This window comes from Flavobacterium sp. CFBP9031, from assembly GCF_034044945.1.
Classification (GTDB): Bacteria; Bacteroidota; Bacteroidia; order Flavobacteriales; family Flavobacteriaceae; genus Flavobacterium.
In genome coordinates this window covers 417,657-436,455 of sequence record NZ_JAXCWF010000002.1, presented here as the reverse complement: position 1 = coordinate 436,455, position 18,799 = coordinate 417,657, and the positions used below count along the sequence as shown (strand labels likewise).

The 18,799-nt window shown below is 34.1% G+C and carries 16 protein-coding genes; 4 read left to right on the top strand and 12 right to left on the bottom strand.

What is annotated here, in order from left to right; genetic code table 11:
• Positions 1-137: 137 nt before the first annotated feature.
• Both SOM12_RS05425 and aspA read right to left on the bottom strand, forming a co-directional pair.
• Complete coding sequence (locus SOM12_RS05425; protein ID WP_095927635.1) at positions 138-1,424, bottom strand: BamA/TamA family outer membrane protein; 1,287 nt, start codon at positions 1,422-1,424, stop codon at positions 138-140.
• A 156-nt stretch (positions 1,425-1,580) separates the two neighbouring features.
• Complete coding sequence (gene aspA, locus SOM12_RS05420; protein ID WP_320492684.1) at positions 1,581-2,990, bottom strand: aspartate ammonia-lyase; 1,410 nt, start codon at positions 2,988-2,990, stop codon at positions 1,581-1,583.
• Between the two features lie 158 nt (positions 2,991-3,148).
• Between aspA and SOM12_RS05415 the strand changes: the two genes are divergently transcribed.
• Positions 3,149-3,727 (top strand): pentapeptide repeat-containing protein, encoded by a 579-nt coding sequence (locus tag SOM12_RS05415; protein WP_320492683.1) that lies wholly within the window; start codon positions 3,149-3,151, stop codon positions 3,725-3,727.
• Positions 3,728-3,749: 22 nt separating this feature from the next.
• On the opposite strand, the gene SOM12_RS05410 is transcribed toward SOM12_RS05415, so the two are convergent.
• From SOM12_RS05410 to glyA, 6 genes are all read right to left on the bottom strand, one after another.
• A complete protein-coding gene (locus tag SOM12_RS05410) occupies positions 3,750-5,156 on the bottom strand; it encodes an MFS transporter (protein WP_320492682.1) in 1,407 nt (468 codons plus the stop codon).
• A gap of 40 nt (positions 5,157-5,196) precedes the next feature.
• Positions 5,197-5,763: a TetR/AcrR family transcriptional regulator gene (locus tag SOM12_RS05405; RefSeq protein ID WP_320492681.1), complete on the bottom strand. Its 567-nt coding sequence runs from the start codon at positions 5,761-5,763 to the stop codon at positions 5,197-5,199.
• Positions 5,764-5,869: 106 nt separating this feature from the next.
• Positions 5,870-6,367, bottom strand: coding sequence for a GNAT family N-acetyltransferase (locus SOM12_RS05400; protein ID WP_320492680.1), 498 nt, complete (start codon positions 6,365-6,367; stop codon positions 5,870-5,872).
• A gap of 2 nt (positions 6,368-6,369) precedes the next feature.
• The gene (locus SOM12_RS05395) at positions 6,370-7,410 is read right to left on the bottom strand and encodes a GMP reductase (protein WP_320492679.1); all 1,041 of its coding nucleotides are present in this window, start codon (positions 7,408-7,410) and stop codon (positions 6,370-6,372) included.
• Between the two features lie 171 nt (positions 7,411-7,581).
• Complete coding sequence (locus tag SOM12_RS05390) at positions 7,582-8,175, bottom strand: tRNA-(ms[2]io[6]A)-hydroxylase (RefSeq protein WP_095927642.1); 594 nt, start codon at positions 8,173-8,175, stop codon at positions 7,582-7,584.
• A gap of 137 nt (positions 8,176-8,312) precedes the next feature.
• A complete protein-coding gene (gene glyA / locus SOM12_RS05385; RefSeq protein ID WP_248726427.1) occupies positions 8,313-9,587 on the bottom strand; it encodes a serine hydroxymethyltransferase in 1,275 nt (424 codons plus the stop codon).
• Positions 9,588-9,696: 109 nt separating this feature from the next.
• On the opposite strand from glyA, the gene fahA reads away from it, so the two are divergent.
• Positions 9,697-10,983, top strand: a complete 1,287-nt coding sequence (gene fahA, locus SOM12_RS05380; protein WP_320492676.1) for a fumarylacetoacetase — start codon at positions 9,697-9,699, stop codon at positions 10,981-10,983.
• Positions 10,984-11,087: 104 nt separating this feature from the next.
• Here fahA and SOM12_RS05375 read toward each other — a convergent pair whose 3' ends face one another.
• Positions 11,088-12,272, bottom strand: coding sequence for an endonuclease/exonuclease/phosphatase family protein (locus tag SOM12_RS05375; protein WP_320492675.1), 1,185 nt, complete (start codon positions 12,270-12,272; stop codon positions 11,088-11,090).
• 214 nt (positions 12,273-12,486) lie between these two features.
• Positions 12,487-13,527 carry an agmatine deiminase family protein gene (locus SOM12_RS05370; RefSeq protein ID WP_320492674.1) on the bottom strand — a complete coding sequence of 347 codons (1,041 nt, stop codon included), beginning with the start codon at positions 13,525-13,527 and terminating at the stop codon, positions 12,487-12,489.
• A gap of 184 nt (positions 13,528-13,711) precedes the next feature.
• Here SOM12_RS05370 and SOM12_RS05365 point away from each other — a divergent pair, with 184 nt between their 5' ends.
• Both SOM12_RS05365 and SOM12_RS05360 read left to right on the top strand, forming a co-directional pair.
• The gene (locus tag SOM12_RS05365; RefSeq protein WP_320492673.1) at positions 13,712-15,229 is read left to right on the top strand and encodes a choice-of-anchor I family protein; all 1,518 of its coding nucleotides are present in this window, start codon (positions 13,712-13,714) and stop codon (positions 15,227-15,229) included.
• 201 nt (positions 15,230-15,430) lie between these two features.
• Complete coding sequence (locus SOM12_RS05360) at positions 15,431-16,690, top strand: OmpA family protein (RefSeq protein ID WP_320492672.1); 1,260 nt, start codon at positions 15,431-15,433, stop codon at positions 16,688-16,690.
• A gap of 279 nt (positions 16,691-16,969) precedes the next feature.
• Here SOM12_RS05360 and SOM12_RS05355 read toward each other — a convergent pair whose 3' ends face one another.
• Positions 16,970-17,860 carry a carbon-nitrogen hydrolase gene (locus SOM12_RS05355; protein WP_095927649.1) on the bottom strand — a complete coding sequence of 297 codons (891 nt, stop codon included), beginning with the start codon at positions 17,858-17,860 and terminating at the stop codon, positions 16,970-16,972.
• Between the two features lie 233 nt (positions 17,861-18,093).
• Positions 18,094-18,504 (bottom strand): hypothetical protein, encoded by a 411-nt coding sequence (locus SOM12_RS05350; protein WP_320492671.1) that lies wholly within the window; start codon positions 18,502-18,504, stop codon positions 18,094-18,096.
• Positions 18,505-18,799: the final 295 nt, after the last annotated feature.

Sequence of the window (18,799 nt, the reverse complement as noted above, 5' to 3'; positions counted from 1 at the left end):
ATAAGGATACAATTTAACATAATTTGGCACATCAATACAAATTATGATTTAATTATGAAGAATCAAAAAAGCAGACACGATAGCCTGCTTTTTGATATTATTTTGCACTTAAAGTTTCTGATTCCTAATTTTTGAGATTAAAAAGTCTCTCCAGCATTCAAATAGAATCCTTTAGAATTGTTCCCCCACGCATAATCCAAAATCAAATTTGTTTTGGAAGCTTTATCAATTAAGATTCTCAAACCAACACCAGCCGCTGGTTGTATTGATTTAAATAATTTTAAATCATTATCAGAATTACTGGCGGTTACAAAATTGGTAAAAACCGTACCGCTTAACAATTGATTGCATGTAATGGGAAACCTAAATTCTGTAGACAAATAAACCAACCCATTTCCTCTAAATAATCCCTGTGTATACCCTTCTCCGCTCCTGCTGCGCTGATCCCAGCCAATTGCAGGAAGATTTAAATACGGAACTTTTCCTCTAGTCACAAATTGCCCGTAGGTCCAAATAGCTAAAATATAATGCGGATTTTTATGAGAAACAGGAATAAAATGGCGGTATTCTGCAAATAGAACATTGCTATAATCCTGATTATTAAACAGAACAGGATTAAATCTATAATTTATATTGGCAAACCAACCTTTTGACGCATTTACTTGATTATCACGAGAATCATGAACCAGATTCAGGCTAACTCCATTTAAAAAATATTCAGAATTATCAAATCCGTATTTTTGGCTGTAATTGTAATGATAGGTATATTTTCCGTTTGCAACATCCAATTCCTCATCTTGTATCCTTGAGTACCAGTCAATATTAATACCCCCTCCGACATAGTAGTTCTCTTTAACCTCAAAAGAAACCGTTTGATGGAACTTCAAATAATTATAGTCCATTGCCTGAGCAAGAGAATCTACACTAAACCCTGGTGGACGGTCACGTCTGGGCGGAATAATATCGGTTCCTAAACCATAATTAGGTTGCGAAAACAAATATAATCGATAATCTCCACTCAAAAAGATTTTATTATTTTTCAGCAGAATATTGTTTTTAATGTTAACCAGCCACTGATTTTTTACCGTATAAGTAATCCCTATGTTGGCAATTGAGTATTTATCTTTTTCTTCTTTTCCTTTAAAGGTATACTGAGCCACAGCACCAAAAAAGAAACCCGTTGCAGGCTGTGAACCAATTGCGGGAATTAATAAAAAGAAATTGTTCTTTGTGGGTTTAACAACCAAAGCATCGTCTTTTTTCTTAAAAAGATCAAATAATGTTTTAGGAGGACAGATTGTTGGAGTTTCAATTTCAGAATTTTTAATTTCCTCTTGAGCAGATAAATTAAAAGAAATAAGAAGTAATAATCCTAAGATTTTAGACTTGTACTTAACGGCATTATTTTGAAAAAAAAGTACCATTTACAAAGTTTTGTTTTAAAAATAAAATCAAGCTCATTGTAAATATAAGTCTTATTTTCAACATCTTAAGCAATGAAACAAAATAATTTAAAAAACATTTTAACAAAAAAAGCCGTCAAAAAAAATTGACGGCTTTAATTTATACTATTGTTATTTTTATTTAGTGATAAATTTTGGATGAATTAGATTTTCTAAAGAATAAATCTCATCCCATTTTTCCTGTGTAATTAGTTTTCGTTCTAAAACAGCAATTTGATGCACGCTTTTACCCGTTTTTAACGCTTCTCCAGCAATACTTGCACTTTCTTCGTAACCAATAATCGGATTCAATTGGGTTACAATTCCGATACTATTCATAACCATATTATAGCAATGATCCACATTTGCAGTGATTCCGTTGATACATTTATCAATTAAAGTCTGAATGGCATTTGAAAGATAATCTAACGAAGTAAACATCGCAAAAGCAATAACAGGCTCCATTACATTCAATTGCAATTGTCCTGCTTCTGCTGCCATTGTAACCGTTAAATCTTGCCCAATCACATAAAAACAAGTCTGATTGACCACTTCTGGAATTACCGGATTTACTTTTCCTGGCATAATAGACGAGCCGGGTTGACGGGCAGGAAGATTAATCTCGTTTAAACCCGTTCTTGGGCCTGAACTTAATAAACGTAAATCATTACAGATTTTAGAAATCTTAACCGCAGAACGTTTTAATGTTCCCATAATCTGAACGTAAGCCCCTGTGTCTACCGTTGCTTCAATCAAATCTGGCGAAAGCGTTAAAGGAATTCCAACCTCATCTGCCAAATATTTTACACAGATTTCTGGATAACCTTCTGGAGCATTTACTTTTGTTCCAATTGCTGTTGCGCCCATATTAATTTCCAACAATAATTCCTGAGCATTTTTCAAACGCTGAATATCTTCGCCAATTGTTGTCGCGTAAGCTTTAAACTCTTGGCCTAAAGTCATTGGAACCGCATCTTGAAGCTGCGTTCTTCCCATTTTTAAAACTTCTTTAAACTCCTCGCCTTTTTTAGCGAAAGCAACTTCTAGACCCGCTAAAGTTTTAATGAAAGTTTCCATCTTCAGGTACAACGCAATTCTAAACGCCGATGGATATGCATCGTTTGTAGACTGAGAACAGTTTACATGATTATTGGGATGAAGGAAATTGTATTCTCCTTTTTTATGACCTAAATATTCTAGTCCGATATTGGCAATAACTTCGTTCGCATTCATGTTTACAGAAGTTCCCGCGCCACCCTGAATTAAATCACTCACAAATTCCTGATCAAATTTACCAGCAATAACTCGATCGCTTCCGTAACAAATTGCTTCTGCTATTTTTGCATCAATAGCACCACAATCTTTGTTGGCTAAAGCTGCCGCTTTTTTTACATAACCTAAAGCTTTGATAAATAAAGGTTCTTTTGAAATTGGAATGCCTGTAATATTAAAATTCTCTACAGCTCTAAAAGTCTGGATTCCGTAGTATAAATGATTCGGAATTTCTAATTCCCCTAAAAAATCATGTTCCTTTCTTGTTGGTTCCATATAATAAAAATTGATATGTTTTAACTTAAAAAATAAGTGTAAAGCTACAGCATTTTATGGATTAAAAATGGGAATGGAATCAAAATCATTTATAATTTGTTCGCATTTTTCTATGGTAAATTATTACCTTTTCACCTTCAAATAATTATCGAAAAAGGTTGAAAAAAGAAAGCGAATATTTTCTTGATAAAGAATACAATACGATTGTTTACGCCAAAGATGATCTTAATTTTAAAGACTTCGAATGCTGTGTTTTTAACAATTGCAACTTCTCTGCTTGCACTTTTTTGGCTGTTACTTTTATCGATTGTGTTTTTAATGACTGTATTTTTAGTGAAGCAAAAATTAATTATGTCGCTTTTAGAACCGTAACTTTTAATCGTTGCGAAATTAAAGAAGTGAATTTTGCCATGTGTGACAAGCTTATTTTTGAAGTTCGCTTTAATGATTGCATCCTTGACTTTTCTAAGTTTTATACTTTAAAATTAAAAGGAACTCCGTTTTCCAATTGCAGTTTAATAGCGGTAGATTTTATGGCCGCTGATTTAACCAGCGTAATTTTCGATAATTGCGATTTATATCGTTCTGAATTCAACAAAGCCATTGCCAACAAAGCCGATTTTAAAACGAGTTATAATTATACTATCGATCCTTCTAAAACTAAATTGAAAAAAGCTGTTTTTTCTTTGAATGAAGTGAAAGGATTATTATTTAAGCATGATGTGATTGTGACTTAATCATAATCCTATTTATTTTTCACTATTCTTTTCTTTTTTTTGGAAGAGCCGATTTTGGCAGCAAAAATAAAATCAGAAGTACACTTATTAAACAAAACAAATGAATAAATGTGCCATAGAAAAAAGCGTTATAAAAATGCTTGAAATCTGTATTTCCTTTTACAAAATAGTAGAATACACTTCCTGTCAATGTAATTCCCAATGCACCAAACAATTGTTGTACCGTAGAATAAACACCTGATGCATTTCCAATCATATTTTGAGGCAGATCTTTCAAGGCAATATTAGCGAATGAGGGTAAAACCAGCGCTACGCCAATACCATGCAGAAACATTATTAAATATCCTCTAAAATTAACTATTGGATAATAAAAAAGAAAAAGCTGCAAAATGATTGCTGAAATGAGAAGCAGCACACCAAAAATTAATACTGATTTACCAAAACGCAGTACTAGTCTAGCTGATAAAAATGACGCCAGAATAAATCCGCTTCCCTGAAATACAATAAAATATCCCGCCTGCATGGGAGAAAGCTGAATCCCTTCTTGTAAAAAAACAGCAAGTACAAAAAAGTAGGCATCAAGCATTAACATAAAAAGAGCAGACGCTGAAACCGCCATATTGAAATTCCGGTTCTTAAACAGCTCAAGGTTTAATAAAGGTTCTCTTTTATTTGATTTCCTTTTTATCTGCCTGAATATAAAAACACAAATAAATACGATTGATACTGGCAATGTAATTTTAACGAAACCGTTTTGTTCTAAACCAACAGCCATGGAAAAAACCAATAATGCTAGTCCAATACATAATATAAAAGCACTCAAATAATCCATTTGTAAAGAAGAATAATCTCGGGACGGATTAAGATAACGAATGGCCAGCAAAATCCCTGAAGCACAAATAGGAATATTAATAAGAAATATATACCTCCAGGATTGATCAATTAAAAACGGTTTGAGTTCTACCAGAAAACCACCCAGAAACTGCCCCAGCATAGTGCCAATTCCAATCGCAATTCCATACCAGCCCATCGCATAAGTGCGCTCTTTATGATCTTTAAAAAGAACTTGTATATAAGACAAAACCTGAGGAGACATCAATCCTGCACTTATTCCCTGAAAAAACCTCAAAATAATAAGCTGGTCAGTTGAATATGCAAAACCACAGCCTGCAGAGCTAATCATAAATAAGAGCATTCCTAAAACAAAAATTCTCTTTCTGCCGAAATAATCTCCAGTCTTACCACCAATTATAAGGAAAGAAGCAAATCCAACCATATACATGGCTACAACTAACTGAATTTTTCCATTACTTGAACCAAGCCCACGTTGAATAGACGAAATAGCAACGTTTACAATAAATATATCCAAAATGGTAAGCAAATGTGCAAGTAGCAATATAAGGAGCGAAATGTATTTTCTATTTTTCATAATATATAGAATAGTCTATCTATTTTTAGTTAAAAAAAAATCAGAAAAACTGATTTATGGCTTTTTTTACTTCTTTTAGATCATTAGTATTACCGTTTATACTTGCCGAAACTACAGCGCCTTCTATCATTAAAAAAATACTATTTTGCAATACATTTTTTTCTATTAAAAGCGTTTTTACTGTACTAATTTCATCAACTAATCCATTAATATACTCACGCTGGCGCTCTTTATGTGCCAGAACAAACTGTTCTATTTTTTTATCTTCTCTACCTATTTCAGCATTTATTTTTATGAAATGGCATCCGGAAAAATTTGATTCTTCCTGAAGTTTAATACGGTAATCTATCAATTTTAAAAGCTTTTTTAACGGCTGTTTCTCGTCTTTCAAATAGTCATCTAGATTGGCAAAATATTCTGTTTCCTGCTGCTCCAAATAATGGTATAATAAATCACTTTTAGATTGATAATGCTTATAGAGCGAACCAATAGCAATATCTGCCTCAGCAATAATCTGGTTAATTCCTGTACTATTAAATCCCTGATGATAAAACAGACGAGACGCTGTATCAAGTATTCGTTCTTTTACACTGCTTTTCTGTTTCATTTTTTTTGTCAAAGATAAAATAAAAATAGATAGAGTTATCTATTTTATTTCAAAATAAAAAAAATCACAAAAGTTGTGATTTTAAATTTCATTGATTATGAATTATTTACAGAGCTTTCCCCATCACATAATCTTCCATTAAATATCCATTCCCAATTTCTATATCAACCGTTTCTTTGATATCAAAACCTAGCTTTTTATAGAAATTTAATGCGGTATTAAAGCGATTTACGTTTAATAAAAGCTCTTTTGAATTATTCTCTAAAGCCATTATTGCAATTTCTTCAAAAACAATTTTACCATAACCTTTTCCTTGCGTTTCTGGTAAAAGGTAAATTTTATGGATTTTGGTAATCGCTTCGCTTTTATAATTATGCTCAATTCCAATAAATCCGATTACAGCATTAGAATCTGAAATCAAATAAAAAAGCTGTTCTTTATTCTGGATTTGTTTTGATAATGCTTTATCAGAATAAATCAAATCCAACATATAATCCAGCTGCTCTTTTGTTAAAATTTCGCCATACGTAATCGGCCAAGTTATGTTCGCTATTTCTTGAATTTTAGCAATATCTTCAACAAATGCTTCGGTAATTTTAATCATATTTATTTTGTAAAAACTTGATTTTCTTGCTCGCTTACGCGGATGAAAGTCGTTCGTTTAGTCAATTCTTTTAATCTTGAAGCTCCTACATAAGTGCAAGTACTTCTTATTCCGCCTAATATATCTAAAACAGTGTGAATCACATCTCCTTTAAACGGCACCTGAACTGTTTTTCCTTCGCTTGCTCTGTATTCTGCAACGCCTCCAGAATGTTTATCCATGGCAGTTTTAGAACTCATTCCGTAAAATTGTTTGAATTTTTCTCCTTTTACTTCTATTAATTCACCGCCGCTTTCTGTGTGTCCTGCGAGCATTCCTCCCAACATTACAAAGTCTGCTCCAGCACCAAAAGCTTTGGCAACATCACCCGGAGTTGAACAGCCGCCATCGCTGATAATATGGCCACCTAAACCGTGAGCGGCATCGGCACATTCGATAATTGCAGATAATTGCGGATAACCAACGCCTGTTTTAACGCGAGTTGTACAAACAGAACCAGGACCAATTCCAACTTTTACGATATCAGCACCAGCTAATAGAAGTTCTTCGGTCATTTCGCCAGTAACTACGTTTCCTGCAATAATGATTTTATCTGGATATTGTTTTCTAGTTTTCTTTAAAAATTGAACAAAATGTTCCGAATAACCGTTGGCAACATCAATGCAGATAAATTTCAGCAACGGATTTGCAGAAATTATTGCACCTATTTTATCAAAATCTTCTTTTCCTGTTCCTGTGCTTACAGCAATATAATCGTAAAAATCAAGAGTTACGTTCTTTAGAAATGCATTCCATTCTTCTAAAGTGTAATGTTTATGAATGGCTGTAAAGAGTTTTTCTTTTGCTAAAACTTTCGCTATTTCAAAAGTTCCAACCGTATCCATATTGGCAGCCATTATTGGAATTCCTGTCCAGCTTGCTGTACTGTGCAAAAATTTGAAATTTTGTTCTAGTGAAACTTCAGATCTGCTTTTGAGCGTTGATCTCTTAGGTCTAAACATTACATCCTTGAATCCTAATTTCAGGTCCATTTCTATTCTCATAGTTCGAGATTTTGATTACTCTCAAATGTAAGGAATTTTATATTGTAGACTTTAGATTTTAGATTAACAAAAACTTGAACTTTTGAACAATTGATTTACTTTGCGTGGGCTTCGACTTCGCTCAGCCTGACAAACGTGAAAACTGAAAACTGCGACTGAAAACTTAAAAAACTACCCGTGAATCGTTTCTCCTTTTCCGTAATTGGTAATGATTGATTCTTCAAATTCTAACCATTCTCTCCAGCGTTTTTCAACGTCTATTCCTTTGCCGTATTTACGAGCGTATGTGATAAAAGTGGTATAATGTCCTGCTTCGCTTTCCATTAATTCTCTGTAGAAAACAGCTAATTCTTCATCTTTAATATTCTCAGAAAGCACTTTAAAGCGTTCACAGCTTCTAGCTTCGATCATTGCTGAGAATAATAATCTTTCTACAAGTCCAGAAACACGACTTCCGTCACCGCTTCTTTTCATGTATTGATATAGTTCGTTTACATAATCATCTTTACGCTCACGCCCTAGTTTTAGTCCTCTTTTGATGATGATATTATGAACCTGTTCAAAATGATCTATTTCTTCTTTGGCTAAAGCCAATAAATCTTTTACTAAATCTTGATGCTCCGAATTATTCGTAATAATCGTAATCGCGTTTGTTGCTGCTTTCTGTTCGCACCAAGCGTGATCTGTCAAGATTTCTTCAATGTTTTTCTCAACAATATTTACCCATCTTGGGTCGGTTGGCAATTGTAATCTTAATACGCCCATTTCTTTTAATTTGTTTCAGGTTTATTTTGTTTCAGGTTTCAAGTTTCTTTTCTAAACGAAAAAAAGTTTAAAGTTTCATAATACGTTTATTTACGCATTACAAAACTTTAAACTTGAAACCTTAAACTTTAAACTAATTAATACGCAAAAATTGGTCTTTCGCTCATTAATTCGTTTACTTCTTCAGCAACTTCTTCGATAACATCCTCATTTGTATGATCAGTAAGAACTTTATCGATTAAAGCTACGATAGTTTCCATATCTTTTTCAACTAAACCACGAGTTGTGATTGCAGCTGTTCCAACACGAATTCCAGACGTGATAAATGGAGATTTGTCGTCAAAAGGAACCATGTTTTTGTTTACTGTAATTTCAGCTTTCACTAATGCGTTTTCAGCTTCTTTACCAGAAATATTTTTATTTCTTAAGTCAATAAGCATCATATGGTTGTCAGTTCCACCAGAGATAATGTTATAACCTCTTTTTACGAAAGCATCAGCCATTGCATTTGCATTTTTTTGTAATTGCATTGCATAAGTAAAGAACTCATCTTTAAGAGCTTCACCAAAAGCAACCGCTTTAGCAGCGATAATGTGCATTAAAGGTCCACCTTGATTTCCTGGAAAAACAGCTAAATCTAATAATGAAGACATCATTCTGATTTCTCCTTTTGGAGTTGTTAACCCTTGTGGATTTGGGAAATCTTTCCCCATTAAAATAAGACCTCCACGTGGTCCTCTTAATGTTTTGTGAGTTGTTGTAGAAACAATATGACAATGTGGAATTGGATCGTTTAACAATCCTTTTGCGATAAGACCAGCTGGGTGAGAAATATCAGCAAATAAGATCGCTCCTACGCTGTCAGCAATTTGTCTGAAACGAGCAAAATCCATATCACGAGAATAAGCCGAAGCTCCAGCAATGATTAATTTTGGCTGTTCTTTGGTTGCAATTTCTTGAATTTTATCATAATCTAAACGACCAGTTTCAGCATCTACACCGTAGAAAACTGGACGGTATAAACGTCCTGAGAAGTTTACTGGAGAACCATGAGTTAAGTGACCACCATGAGATAAGTCAAAACCTAAAATAGTATCACCAGGATTTAAACAAGCGTGATAAACAGCTGTATTTGCTTGAGAACCTGAGTGAGGCTGTACGTTTGCATATTCAGCGCCAAATAATTCTTTAGCTCTGTCAATAGCAATTTGCTCAATAACGTCAACTACTTCACAACCGCCGTAGTATCTTTTACCAGGATAACCCTCTGCATATTTATTAGTTAAAACAGACCCTGCTGCTGCCATTACTTCATCACTTACAAAATTCTCAGAAGCAATAAGCTCTAGTCCGTGAATTTGTCTTTCTTTCTCCTCTTGGATAAGATCAAAAATTTGTTCGTCGCGTTGCATTTTTTTGTTTTTCGTTAATTTCACGCAAAAATACAAAAAAACGTTTGTCAAACTGCTAGATTATGATATATTTGACAAGTAATTTTTCAACAAATAATTAACATTAAACATGCCAATAACTGCCAACGATACCAGTAGAAAATCATGGTTAGAAGTGCCAGAAAATAGCGACTTCCCCATTCAGAATATTCCTTTCGGTGTATTTCTTACTAAAGAAAATGTCGTTACCGTAGGAACGCGAATTGGCGATTACGCCATAGATTTGGGTGCTTTACAGCAATTAAACTATTTTGAAGGAATAGAATTAACCGATGATATGTTTATGCAGGATACGCTAAATGATTTTATTTCTGACGGAAAAAAAACATGGCGTTTAGTTCGAAATCGTATTGCAGATATATTCGACGAAACTAATTCACAATTAAGAGATTCAACAAAACATAGAGATATTGTTATATTTAAAATTGAAGATGTAGAGATGCAACTTCCTGTTTTAATTGGTGATTACACCGACTTTTATTCTAGTAGAGAGCACGCTACAAACGTGGGTAAAATGTTCCGAGATCCAGACAATGCTTTGTTGCCAAACTGGCTTCATATTCCGGTTGGATATCATGGAAGAAGTTCTACCATTGTACCATCTGGAATTCCAGTTCACAGACCGATGGGACAAACTTTGCCAGCTGGACACGACACGCCTGTTTTCGGTGCTTCACGTTTAGTAGATTTTGAATTAGAGACTGCTTTTATTACAACAGATGTAAATGTAATGGGCGAAAATATTTCAACTTATGAAGCTGAAGATTATATTTTCGGAATGGTTTTACTAAATGACTGGAGTGCTCGCGACATTCAGAAATGGGAATATGTGCCACTTGGGCCATTCTTAGCTAAGAACTTTGCGACTTCTATTTCACCTTGGATTGTGACTATGGATGCCTTGGAACCTTTTAGAACAAAGGGTCCTAAACAAGATCCAACACCACTTCCGTATTTGCAGACCAAAGGAAAAAAAGCTTTTGACATTCATTTGGAAGTTTCTTTAAAACCTGAAAATCAAGAAGAAGAAACTATTGTTTCAAGATCTAACTTCAAATATTTATACTGGTCAATGAGTCAGCAGTTAGCGCATCATACTTCTAATGGATGCCGTGTAAACTCTGGCGACATGATGGGTTCTGGAACAATTTCTGGTCCAACTCCTGATAGTTTTGGTTCTATGCTAGAATTAACTTGGGGAGGAAAAAATCCATTGAAGTTAAAAGACGGAAGCGAACGTAAATTTATTGAAGATAATGATACTGTAATTATTCGTGGATTCTGTGAAAATACGGAAGTAAGAATTGGTTTTGGAGAAGTTTCTAGCCAATTGCTACCTCCTTTCATTAAACAATGAAGAGCAGATAAAACTGAAGAGATATAGAAAATAAAAAACCTTGGTTATGCCAAGGTTTTTTTATGCTTTAATTTAATCGCGTAAAATTAAAAGGCAAAGTTTATTTATTCCAAAACCACCTTTACCCAAACCAAACGATGATCTGAACTTGATTCGCGTTTTTCAACCAATTCCGACATTGATTCGCCTTTGGCAGGCCAGAATACACCGCTGTTGAGAACCCTAAATCCAAGTCTGGATGGCAATACATAATCTGCACGCATTCTCCAAAAGGCTGTATGATTAACTCCAAAAGGATTTTCAGGACTAAATTCAGCACCACCTTTACTAGCAGGCGTAAAGTCATTATTAATTTTCGGACTCTCAACTAAAGACTTTATACCTTCTCTAATAGCATCCCCTTCAACTGGTGAAGCGTTTTGATCCCCCATTATAACAAATCGAGAATTAGGAGATAAACCGCCTTTAACGCCTTTATCATCATAAATGTACGAAGCTGAATTATCTGAAATATAATCTCTCCAGAATCGAATTTCATCATGATTTCTTTTTCCATTGCGATCTTCAGCACCGTCAAAAGTAGGAGGAGTTGGATGACTGACTAAAACATGAACCGTTTCATTGCCAATCTCTACAGGAACATCCCAGTGAGATTTTGAAGATAATGGAAATTCCTTCCATGCTTTCTTGCTATACCAATCCGATCCATCTGCTTTTTTGGTCAGCAATGCTCCTGGCATATCTTTCCATTTAAAATGTTGAAAAGTACGAACCGCCTTAACATCAATAGGATATTTAGACAAAAGCATCATCCCATATTGACCAGGATACATACCAAATGCCCATGCATCATTTCCAAAACTATCCAACTTTCCATCATTGTTCAAATCGTAAGGACTTGGCTGGCCCGTATTCACTGTCGAATAATAGTAGTAGGGATAATCTATAGCGGTTGCTCCACCTTGGCTCACATTCAAATAATTTTTAATAAACGCCTTTACACCAAGTTCAGGGTCTTTAATATAATCAAATTCGTTTAGCAGAATAACGTCTGGCCTAACGGTCTGAATAATCTGGGCGATATTTCTGATTTGGGTATTATGCCCTGAATTAAGTTGATAAATCAATATCTGCTCCGATTTTCCCATTGCGCCTTTGGGAGAATAATTATCAGATTCCATACTCACATTGTAGGTAGCAAATGTAAGTTCATTTTTGTCTTGTGAATCAGACTGCGAAAAAAGAACTCCGGAAGAAAGCACGGAAAGGATAAAAAATATTTTCTTCATATAAAATTAAATCTGCATTTCTGCATTATTGAACATACGAATATAAGAAGGATACGGGGACACACGGCAAATCTGTCTGTTAAATATACAACAAAAAAAAGCTGCCACTTTTGGTGACAGCTCAAATAATATAAGAAAGTCTCTCTGTATCTGATAATTTTATCACAGATTAAAAAGATCAAAAGTGATTTTTTTTAATCTATGGCTACTATTTTTATGCAGGAATCTGCTGACTTAAACAATGCAATGTTCCAAATCCCCAAATAAAATCAATACAACTTATACCGATTACTTCGCGATCAGGGAAACATTCTGCCAATATATTTAAAGCTACTCGATCATTACTATCGTTGAATGTCGGCACTAAAACACAATTATTCAAGATCAAGAAGTTTGCGTAACTTGCTGGTAAACGTAAATCTTCAAAATCTACACGTTTTGGCATTGGTAACGCAACAATTACTGGCGCTTTTCCGTTTTCTAATTTTGCATTTTGCAAACGTTTCAAATTATCCTGCAAAGGTTTGTAGTTTGAATCGTTTTTATCTGTTTCTACAATTGTAACAATGGTATCTTCATTTACAAATCGGCATAAATCGTCAATATGACCATGTGTATCATCGCCTTCAATTCCATCTCCTAACCAAATTACATTGGTAACTCCAAGATATTCTTTAAAAACGGCTTCATAATCTTCTTTAGTAAAGCCAGGATTTCTCACCTGAATTGTTGGATGCATTAAACACTCTTCAGAAGTTAGTAAAGTTCCTTTTCCGTTTACATCAATTGCTCCTCCTTCAACAATTACGGGTTTTCCTTTGTACATCACCTGAGTTAAAGGAACATCAATAAAATCTGCCACTTTACCAGGAACAAACTTATCTAACTGATAGTTTTTATATTTTGCCCAGCCGTTAAAATTAAAATTCAATGCTTCTCTTTTCGAACCGTTTTTTACGATAATTGGTCCCGAGTCACGCATCCAGCTTCTATTGGTTTTATGAATAATATAAGAAACGTTTTTAAGGTTTACATGAGCTCTTTCAAGCATATCGGCTACTTTTTCTTTTAGCTTTTCATCGGCAACCACTAAAAAAACAGTTTCAAAAGCCGCTACTTTTTTAATAAACTCTACAAAAGCCCATTGAACAGCTTCGTATTTTCCTGGCCAATCGTTACCATTGTGCGGAAAACACAATACAATTCCTTGTTGCTTTTCCCATTCTGCTGGAAATCTTCTATTATCTGTTGACATAAATACGTTCTAATTTAGAAAGTGCAAAGATAAGCATTCGTTAGGATTTTAAAACATTTGAACCAAAATCGTGTGTTATTTCACAAAAAATATCCTGCAAAAATTAAGTTAAAGATTAAATAATACATCCTTAATATTTAACAGAGAGGCCAGAATTACTTTTGCAAAAACTAAAAACTAACACATGAAAAATTTATCAATCTCATTATTAGCTGTTCTTTTTATATTAGCAAGCTGTAACAATGATGAAAATTCGAACAACGAACCAGAAGTTGTTGTAAACGAAAACCCTGGAACTTTTAAAGAAATTGGCTCTATTACAATTGGCGGAGAAGCTGCTGCAGAAATCTCTGCTTACTGCGAGAAAACAAAAAGACTTTTTACTGTAAACAACAGCGGTGTAAACCAAATTGACGTTATCGATATCGCTGATCCAACAAAACCTCTTAAAGTCGGAAAAATTGATTTAGTTGCTTATGAAGGCGCTGCAAACAGTGTTTCTGTTTTTGACGGAAAACTTGCTGTGGCTTTAGAATCTACAGCAAACAAACAAGGAAATGGAAAAGTAGTTGTTTTTAATACTTCAGATTATAGCTTAATCAAACAAGTGACTGTTGGTGCGTTACCAGATATGATTACTTTTTCTCCAGATGGAAAATATATCATGACTGCTAATGAAGGCGAGCCAAATACAGATTATTCACAGGATCCAAACGGAACTATTTCTATTATTGAAACTAGCACTCATAACGTGACAACTTTAGATTTCGCTTCATTTGCAACTCAAGCAGAAGCTTTGAAAAAAGATGGTTTTAGAGTTTCAAAATTTGCTAAAAGTTTTGCGCAGGATATCGAGCCAGAATACATTACAATTTCTGATGATTCTAAAACTGCTTGGGTAACTTTACAAGAAAATAATGGTGTTGCAAAAGTTGATTTAACTTCTAAAACCATTACATCTATTTATCCATTAGGATTAAAAGATTATAATACTGCCGAAAATGCAATTGATGTAAGCGATAGCGACAGTAAAATTGCTTTTAACCCTTGGAAAGTAAAAGGGCTTTATATGCCAGATGCAATTAGCCATTTCACAGTAAATAACATTCCTTATTTTGTTACTGCAAATGAAGGTGATGCAAGAGAATACACAGCTTACACTGATGTGAAGCGTATGAAAAGCATGTCACTTGATGCAACAGCTTTCCCTGATGCCGCTACTCTAAAATTAGATGTTAATTTAGGAAGATTAAACCTTATTACAGATATGGGAGATACTGACGGAGATGGCGATTTAGACCAAATGGTAAGTTTTGGCGCTCGTTCTTTCTCTATTTGGAACGGAAATACAGGAAAAATTGTCTTTGACAGCAAAAATGATGTTGATAAAAAAACAAACGAATTAGGCACATACGACGATAAAAGAAGTGATGATAAGGGTTCTGAACCAGAAGCTGTAGTTGCAACTAAAATGGGAAATCAAAATATTTTATTTGTAGGACTTGAAAGATCTGATGCTTTTATGGTTTACGATGCGACTAATCCGACTTCTCCACAGTATTTACAAACTGTAAAAACAGGAGATGCTCCAGAAGGAATTCTTTTTATTCCAGCTTCAAAAAGTCCAACAAAAAGAAGCTTACTGGTAGTAAGCAGCGAAGGAGATGGATCTGTTAAAATTTACCAGCCAGATTTAAAATAACAACTCTTTTTTAAGGATAGCAAAAGGACAAAATGTGAATTTTGTCCTTTTTTTATGCATTCTATTGTACTTATTTTAACGTATTTACACAATTAAATGCCAAAATATGGGAATTATGTAAGGGTATATACAACACATTCTAAGATTCGACTTCTAATTTTGTTTCAGAGTTTAAATAAAAACAATTTAATTTTTGATATCATGAAAAAGAAATTAGTATCAGTATCCTTATTATTACTATCATTTGCTGCAGGCGCTCAAAATATGGCTACCACTTCTACAAAACCAAACGTAGATCAAGAATACAACAAATGGTCGATCGAACTTAATGGCGGTGTTAATAAACCAACCAGAACAATGACTCCAGGTTATACAACAGAATCTGCAAACTTTTTTCACGGAGATTTGGGTGTAAGATATATGTTTAGTCCAAAATTTGGGGTAAAGTTAGACGTTGGTTACGACCAATTTAAAGAGAAAAAAGACACTCCAGATTTTGAAAGCCGCTATGTTAGAGCAAGTTTACAAGGGGTTATCAATGTTGGACGTGCTTTAAATTTTGAAACTTGGACAAACACAATTGGTCTTTTAGCTCATGGTGGTTTTGGGGTTTCACAAATTAGCACCGAAACTGGATTTGGAGGCCAGGATTACATGGCTCACGGAATTGCTGGTTTAACTGGACAAATTAGATTAAGCGACAGAGTAGCTTTGACGGGTGACCTTACCGGAATTGTGAACGGAAGACAAAACTGGAATTTTGACGGAATGGGTAACACTACCACAGGTTCTTTTGACGGCGTTTTACTAAATGCTTCTGTAGGTTTAACTTTCTATCTAGGTAAAAACCAGAAACATGCTGACTGGGTTGGCGAAGAAGATAGAATTGGTGAATTGGAAAAAAGAGTGGACTTAATCGAAACTGGTCTTATCGATTCAGACAAAGATGGAGTTGCTGATTTATATGATTTAGAACCAAATAGTATTGCAGGAGTTGCTGTTAATACAAAAGGGCAATCTATTGATACTAATCAAAATGGTGTGCCAGATGAGTTAGAAAGCTATTTAGATAAAACATACGAGAAAAAAGGCGCTGGAACAGCTACAAACAATACGGTTGAAGAATTAATCAATGGTGGTTATGTAAATGTTTACTTCGATTTCAACTCTTCTAAACCAACCAACGCTTCTTTATCTGGTGTAGATTTCTTAGTGAAATACTTGAAAAACAATCCAGGAAAATCGGCTGATATTATTGGTTATGCTGATGAAATTGGAAATTCAAACTACAATACCGAATTATCTAGAAAACGAGCAGAAGCTGTGAAAAAAGTAGCCGTAAATGCAGGAATCGATGCATCTAGATTAAATGTAATTGCTAACGGAGAAGATACCTCTGTTAACAAAAAATCTAAAGAAGCACGTCAGATCGTGAGACGAGTTACTTTCCAAGTGAAGTAATCTTTATATAAAGCTAAAAACAAGAAAAGGAGCTGTTTCATTTTTTGAGACAGCTCTTTTTCATTATTTTAGAAGAACTCCTTACAAAGTTTTTTATAACATATTTTTTTACAATTTAGTACATGTCGCTCCGCTGGAGCTTTTTTATGGGTCGTAGTGAAATTCTATAAATGTTTTGCTCCTCCGGAGCTCATTCTTTAATATTTCGCTTCTCCGATGCTCACAAAAAAAAGGGCAAAATGATATTTTGCCCTTTTTATATATTTAAAAAAAATCTAATTATTTATCAATTGCTCTTTTTGTAATATCTCCAAAAGCATCGATTCTTCTGTCTCTGAAGAACGGCCAGTTTTGACGAACGTTTTCTTGCAAGTCCAAATCAACTTCAGCAATTAAAATTTCTTCTTTATCATGAGAAGCTTGAGCTAAAATTTCTCCTTGTGGTCCTGCAATGAAAGAAGCTCCCCAGAACTGAATTCCTTCTGTTCCTTCAAGATATTTTTCTAAACCAATTCGGTTTGCTGCTGCCACGAAAACACCATTTGCTACTGCATGTCCTTTCATAACGTTCATCCAAGCACCATATTGGTTTTCTCCGTATTGTTCTTTTTCTTTAGGATGCCACCCAATTGCTGTTGGGTAAAATAAAACCTCAGCACCTTTAAGAGCTGTAATACGAGCTGCTTCTGGATACCATTGATCCCAGCAAATTAAAGTTCCAACAGTACCTTTTTTAGTTTCGATTGCTTGGAAACCTAAATCACCTGGAGTGAAATAGAATTTTTCGTAAAAATGAGGATCATCTGGAATATGCATTTTACGATACAAACCAGCTTCTGTTCCATCAGTATCAATGATGTAAGCACTGTTATGATAGATCCCTGCCATTCTTTTCTCAAAGAAAGGAACAATAATTACTACTCCTAATTCTTTTGCCAATTCGCTGAATGCAATAAATGAAGTACTGTAAAGTGGCTCTGCTAATGCAAAATTATCTACATCTTCGCTTTGGCAGAAATAATGACTGCTATATAATTCAGGAAGTAAGATTACCTCAGCACCTTGACTTGCAGCATCTCTTACCCAGCTGATACATTTTTTAAGATTGTTTTCGGCAACATCATTCAGATTTAACTGAATAACCGATATTTTATACTTTCTTTTCGCCATGACATAAAATTTAGAGTGCAAAAATAATACTTTTTAAAGGAATGGCAAAATGAAGCAATCAAGGGTAACATGAAATTAAAATCATCATAAATATGCCAGTTTTTAAGATTATAAAATAATAAATTACAACATAATACTACGTCTAATACTGCATTAAAAAAAAAAGCCATTTACAAAAAACTAAATCTTTGCAAAATGGCTTTCAACCTAAAAAAATTCAACTAAGCTTGTTGTTATTCAATCACTACTTTTTGAGTAAGGAATTCTGTTTCTGATTTTTTAAATTTGATTTCGAAAGTTCCTTTTACTTTAGATGAAAATTTGTAAACTGTTTTCTTAGAATCTGGAACTTGTTGCGTGCAAACTTCTGATGGGTATTTTGCAATTACTTGAAGACCTTTTTCAGATCCGATAGTTACTTCCGAGATCTTATCAAATTCAGCACAAGCGTTATCTACTACATACGTTACATCGTAGCTTAATTCATCGTTTACTTTCCCTGTTGCCGGCCCTTTAATTTCGGTTACCAAAGCTGCTTTTGTTGTTGGAGCTGGTGTGTTGTTATCATCATCGCTACTGCATGAAACAAATCCAATTGATAAAAATAATACTACTAAAACTGATTTTAATCTAGAACTTTTCATATAAAATAATAATTAATTGTTAATTACTATGAAGACGTGACAAGGTTGCTTTGGTTGCTTTGATAAAATGTTAAAAATTCTCAACAAAACATTAAAACATTGTAAATCAAAAAATTATTCATCTAAAAAAGATTAAAAAAAAAAACGTTATTTCTTATGAAAATAAAAATCCCTAGGATAGTTATGCACAATCAAAGCGATATCATTTTTCCTGCTAGTAGTTGCAGAAAAGATAGTCCCGATTGCTATCGGGCGGACAAAATATTCTTCAGAAATGATTTGATCTGCCCCTAAA

Coding starts and splice junctions, on each gene's coding strand:
- SOM12_RS05425 (WP_095927635.1), bottom strand. CDS start 1,424: ATGGTACTTTTTTTTCAAAATAATGCCGTTAAGTACAAGTCTAAAATC.
- aspA (WP_320492684.1), bottom strand. CDS start 2,990: ATGGAACCAACAAGAAAGGAACATGATTTTTTAGGGGAATTAGAAATT.
- SOM12_RS05410 (WP_320492682.1), bottom strand. CDS start 5,156: ATGAAAAATAGAAAATACATTTCGCTCCTTATATTGCTACTTGCACAT.
- SOM12_RS05405 (WP_320492681.1), bottom strand. CDS start 5,763: ATGAAACAGAAAAGCAGTGTAAAAGAACGAATACTTGATACAGCGTCT.
- SOM12_RS05400 (WP_320492680.1), bottom strand. CDS start 6,367: ATGATTAAAATTACCGAAGCATTTGTTGAAGATATTGCTAAAATTCAA.
- SOM12_RS05395 (WP_320492679.1), bottom strand. CDS start 7,410: ATGAGAATAGAAATGGACCTGAAATTAGGATTCAAGGATGTAATGTTT.
- SOM12_RS05390 (WP_095927642.1), bottom strand. CDS start 8,175: ATGGGCGTATTAAGATTACAATTGCCAACCGACCCAAGATGGGTAAAT.
- glyA (WP_248726427.1), bottom strand. CDS start 9,587: ATGCAACGCGACGAACAAATTTTTGATCTTATCCAAGAGGAGAAAGAA.
- fahA (WP_320492676.1), top strand. CDS start 9,697: ATGCCAATAACTGCCAACGATACCAGTAGAAAATCATGGTTAGAAGTG.
- SOM12_RS05375 (WP_320492675.1), bottom strand. CDS start 12,272: ATGAAGAAAATATTTTTTATCCTTTCCGTGCTTTCTTCCGGAGTTCTT.
- SOM12_RS05370 (WP_320492674.1), bottom strand. CDS start 13,527: ATGTCAACAGATAATAGAAGATTTCCAGCAGAATGGGAAAAGCAACAA.
- SOM12_RS05365 (WP_320492673.1), top strand. CDS start 13,712: ATGAAAAATTTATCAATCTCATTATTAGCTGTTCTTTTTATATTAGCA.
- SOM12_RS05360 (WP_320492672.1), top strand. CDS start 15,431: ATGAAAAAGAAATTAGTATCAGTATCCTTATTATTACTATCATTTGCT.
- SOM12_RS05355 (WP_095927649.1), bottom strand. CDS start 17,860: ATGGCGAAAAGAAAGTATAAAATATCGGTTATTCAGTTAAATCTGAAT.
- SOM12_RS05350 (WP_320492671.1), bottom strand. CDS start 18,504: ATGAAAAGTTCTAGATTAAAATCAGTTTTAGTAGTATTATTTTTATCA.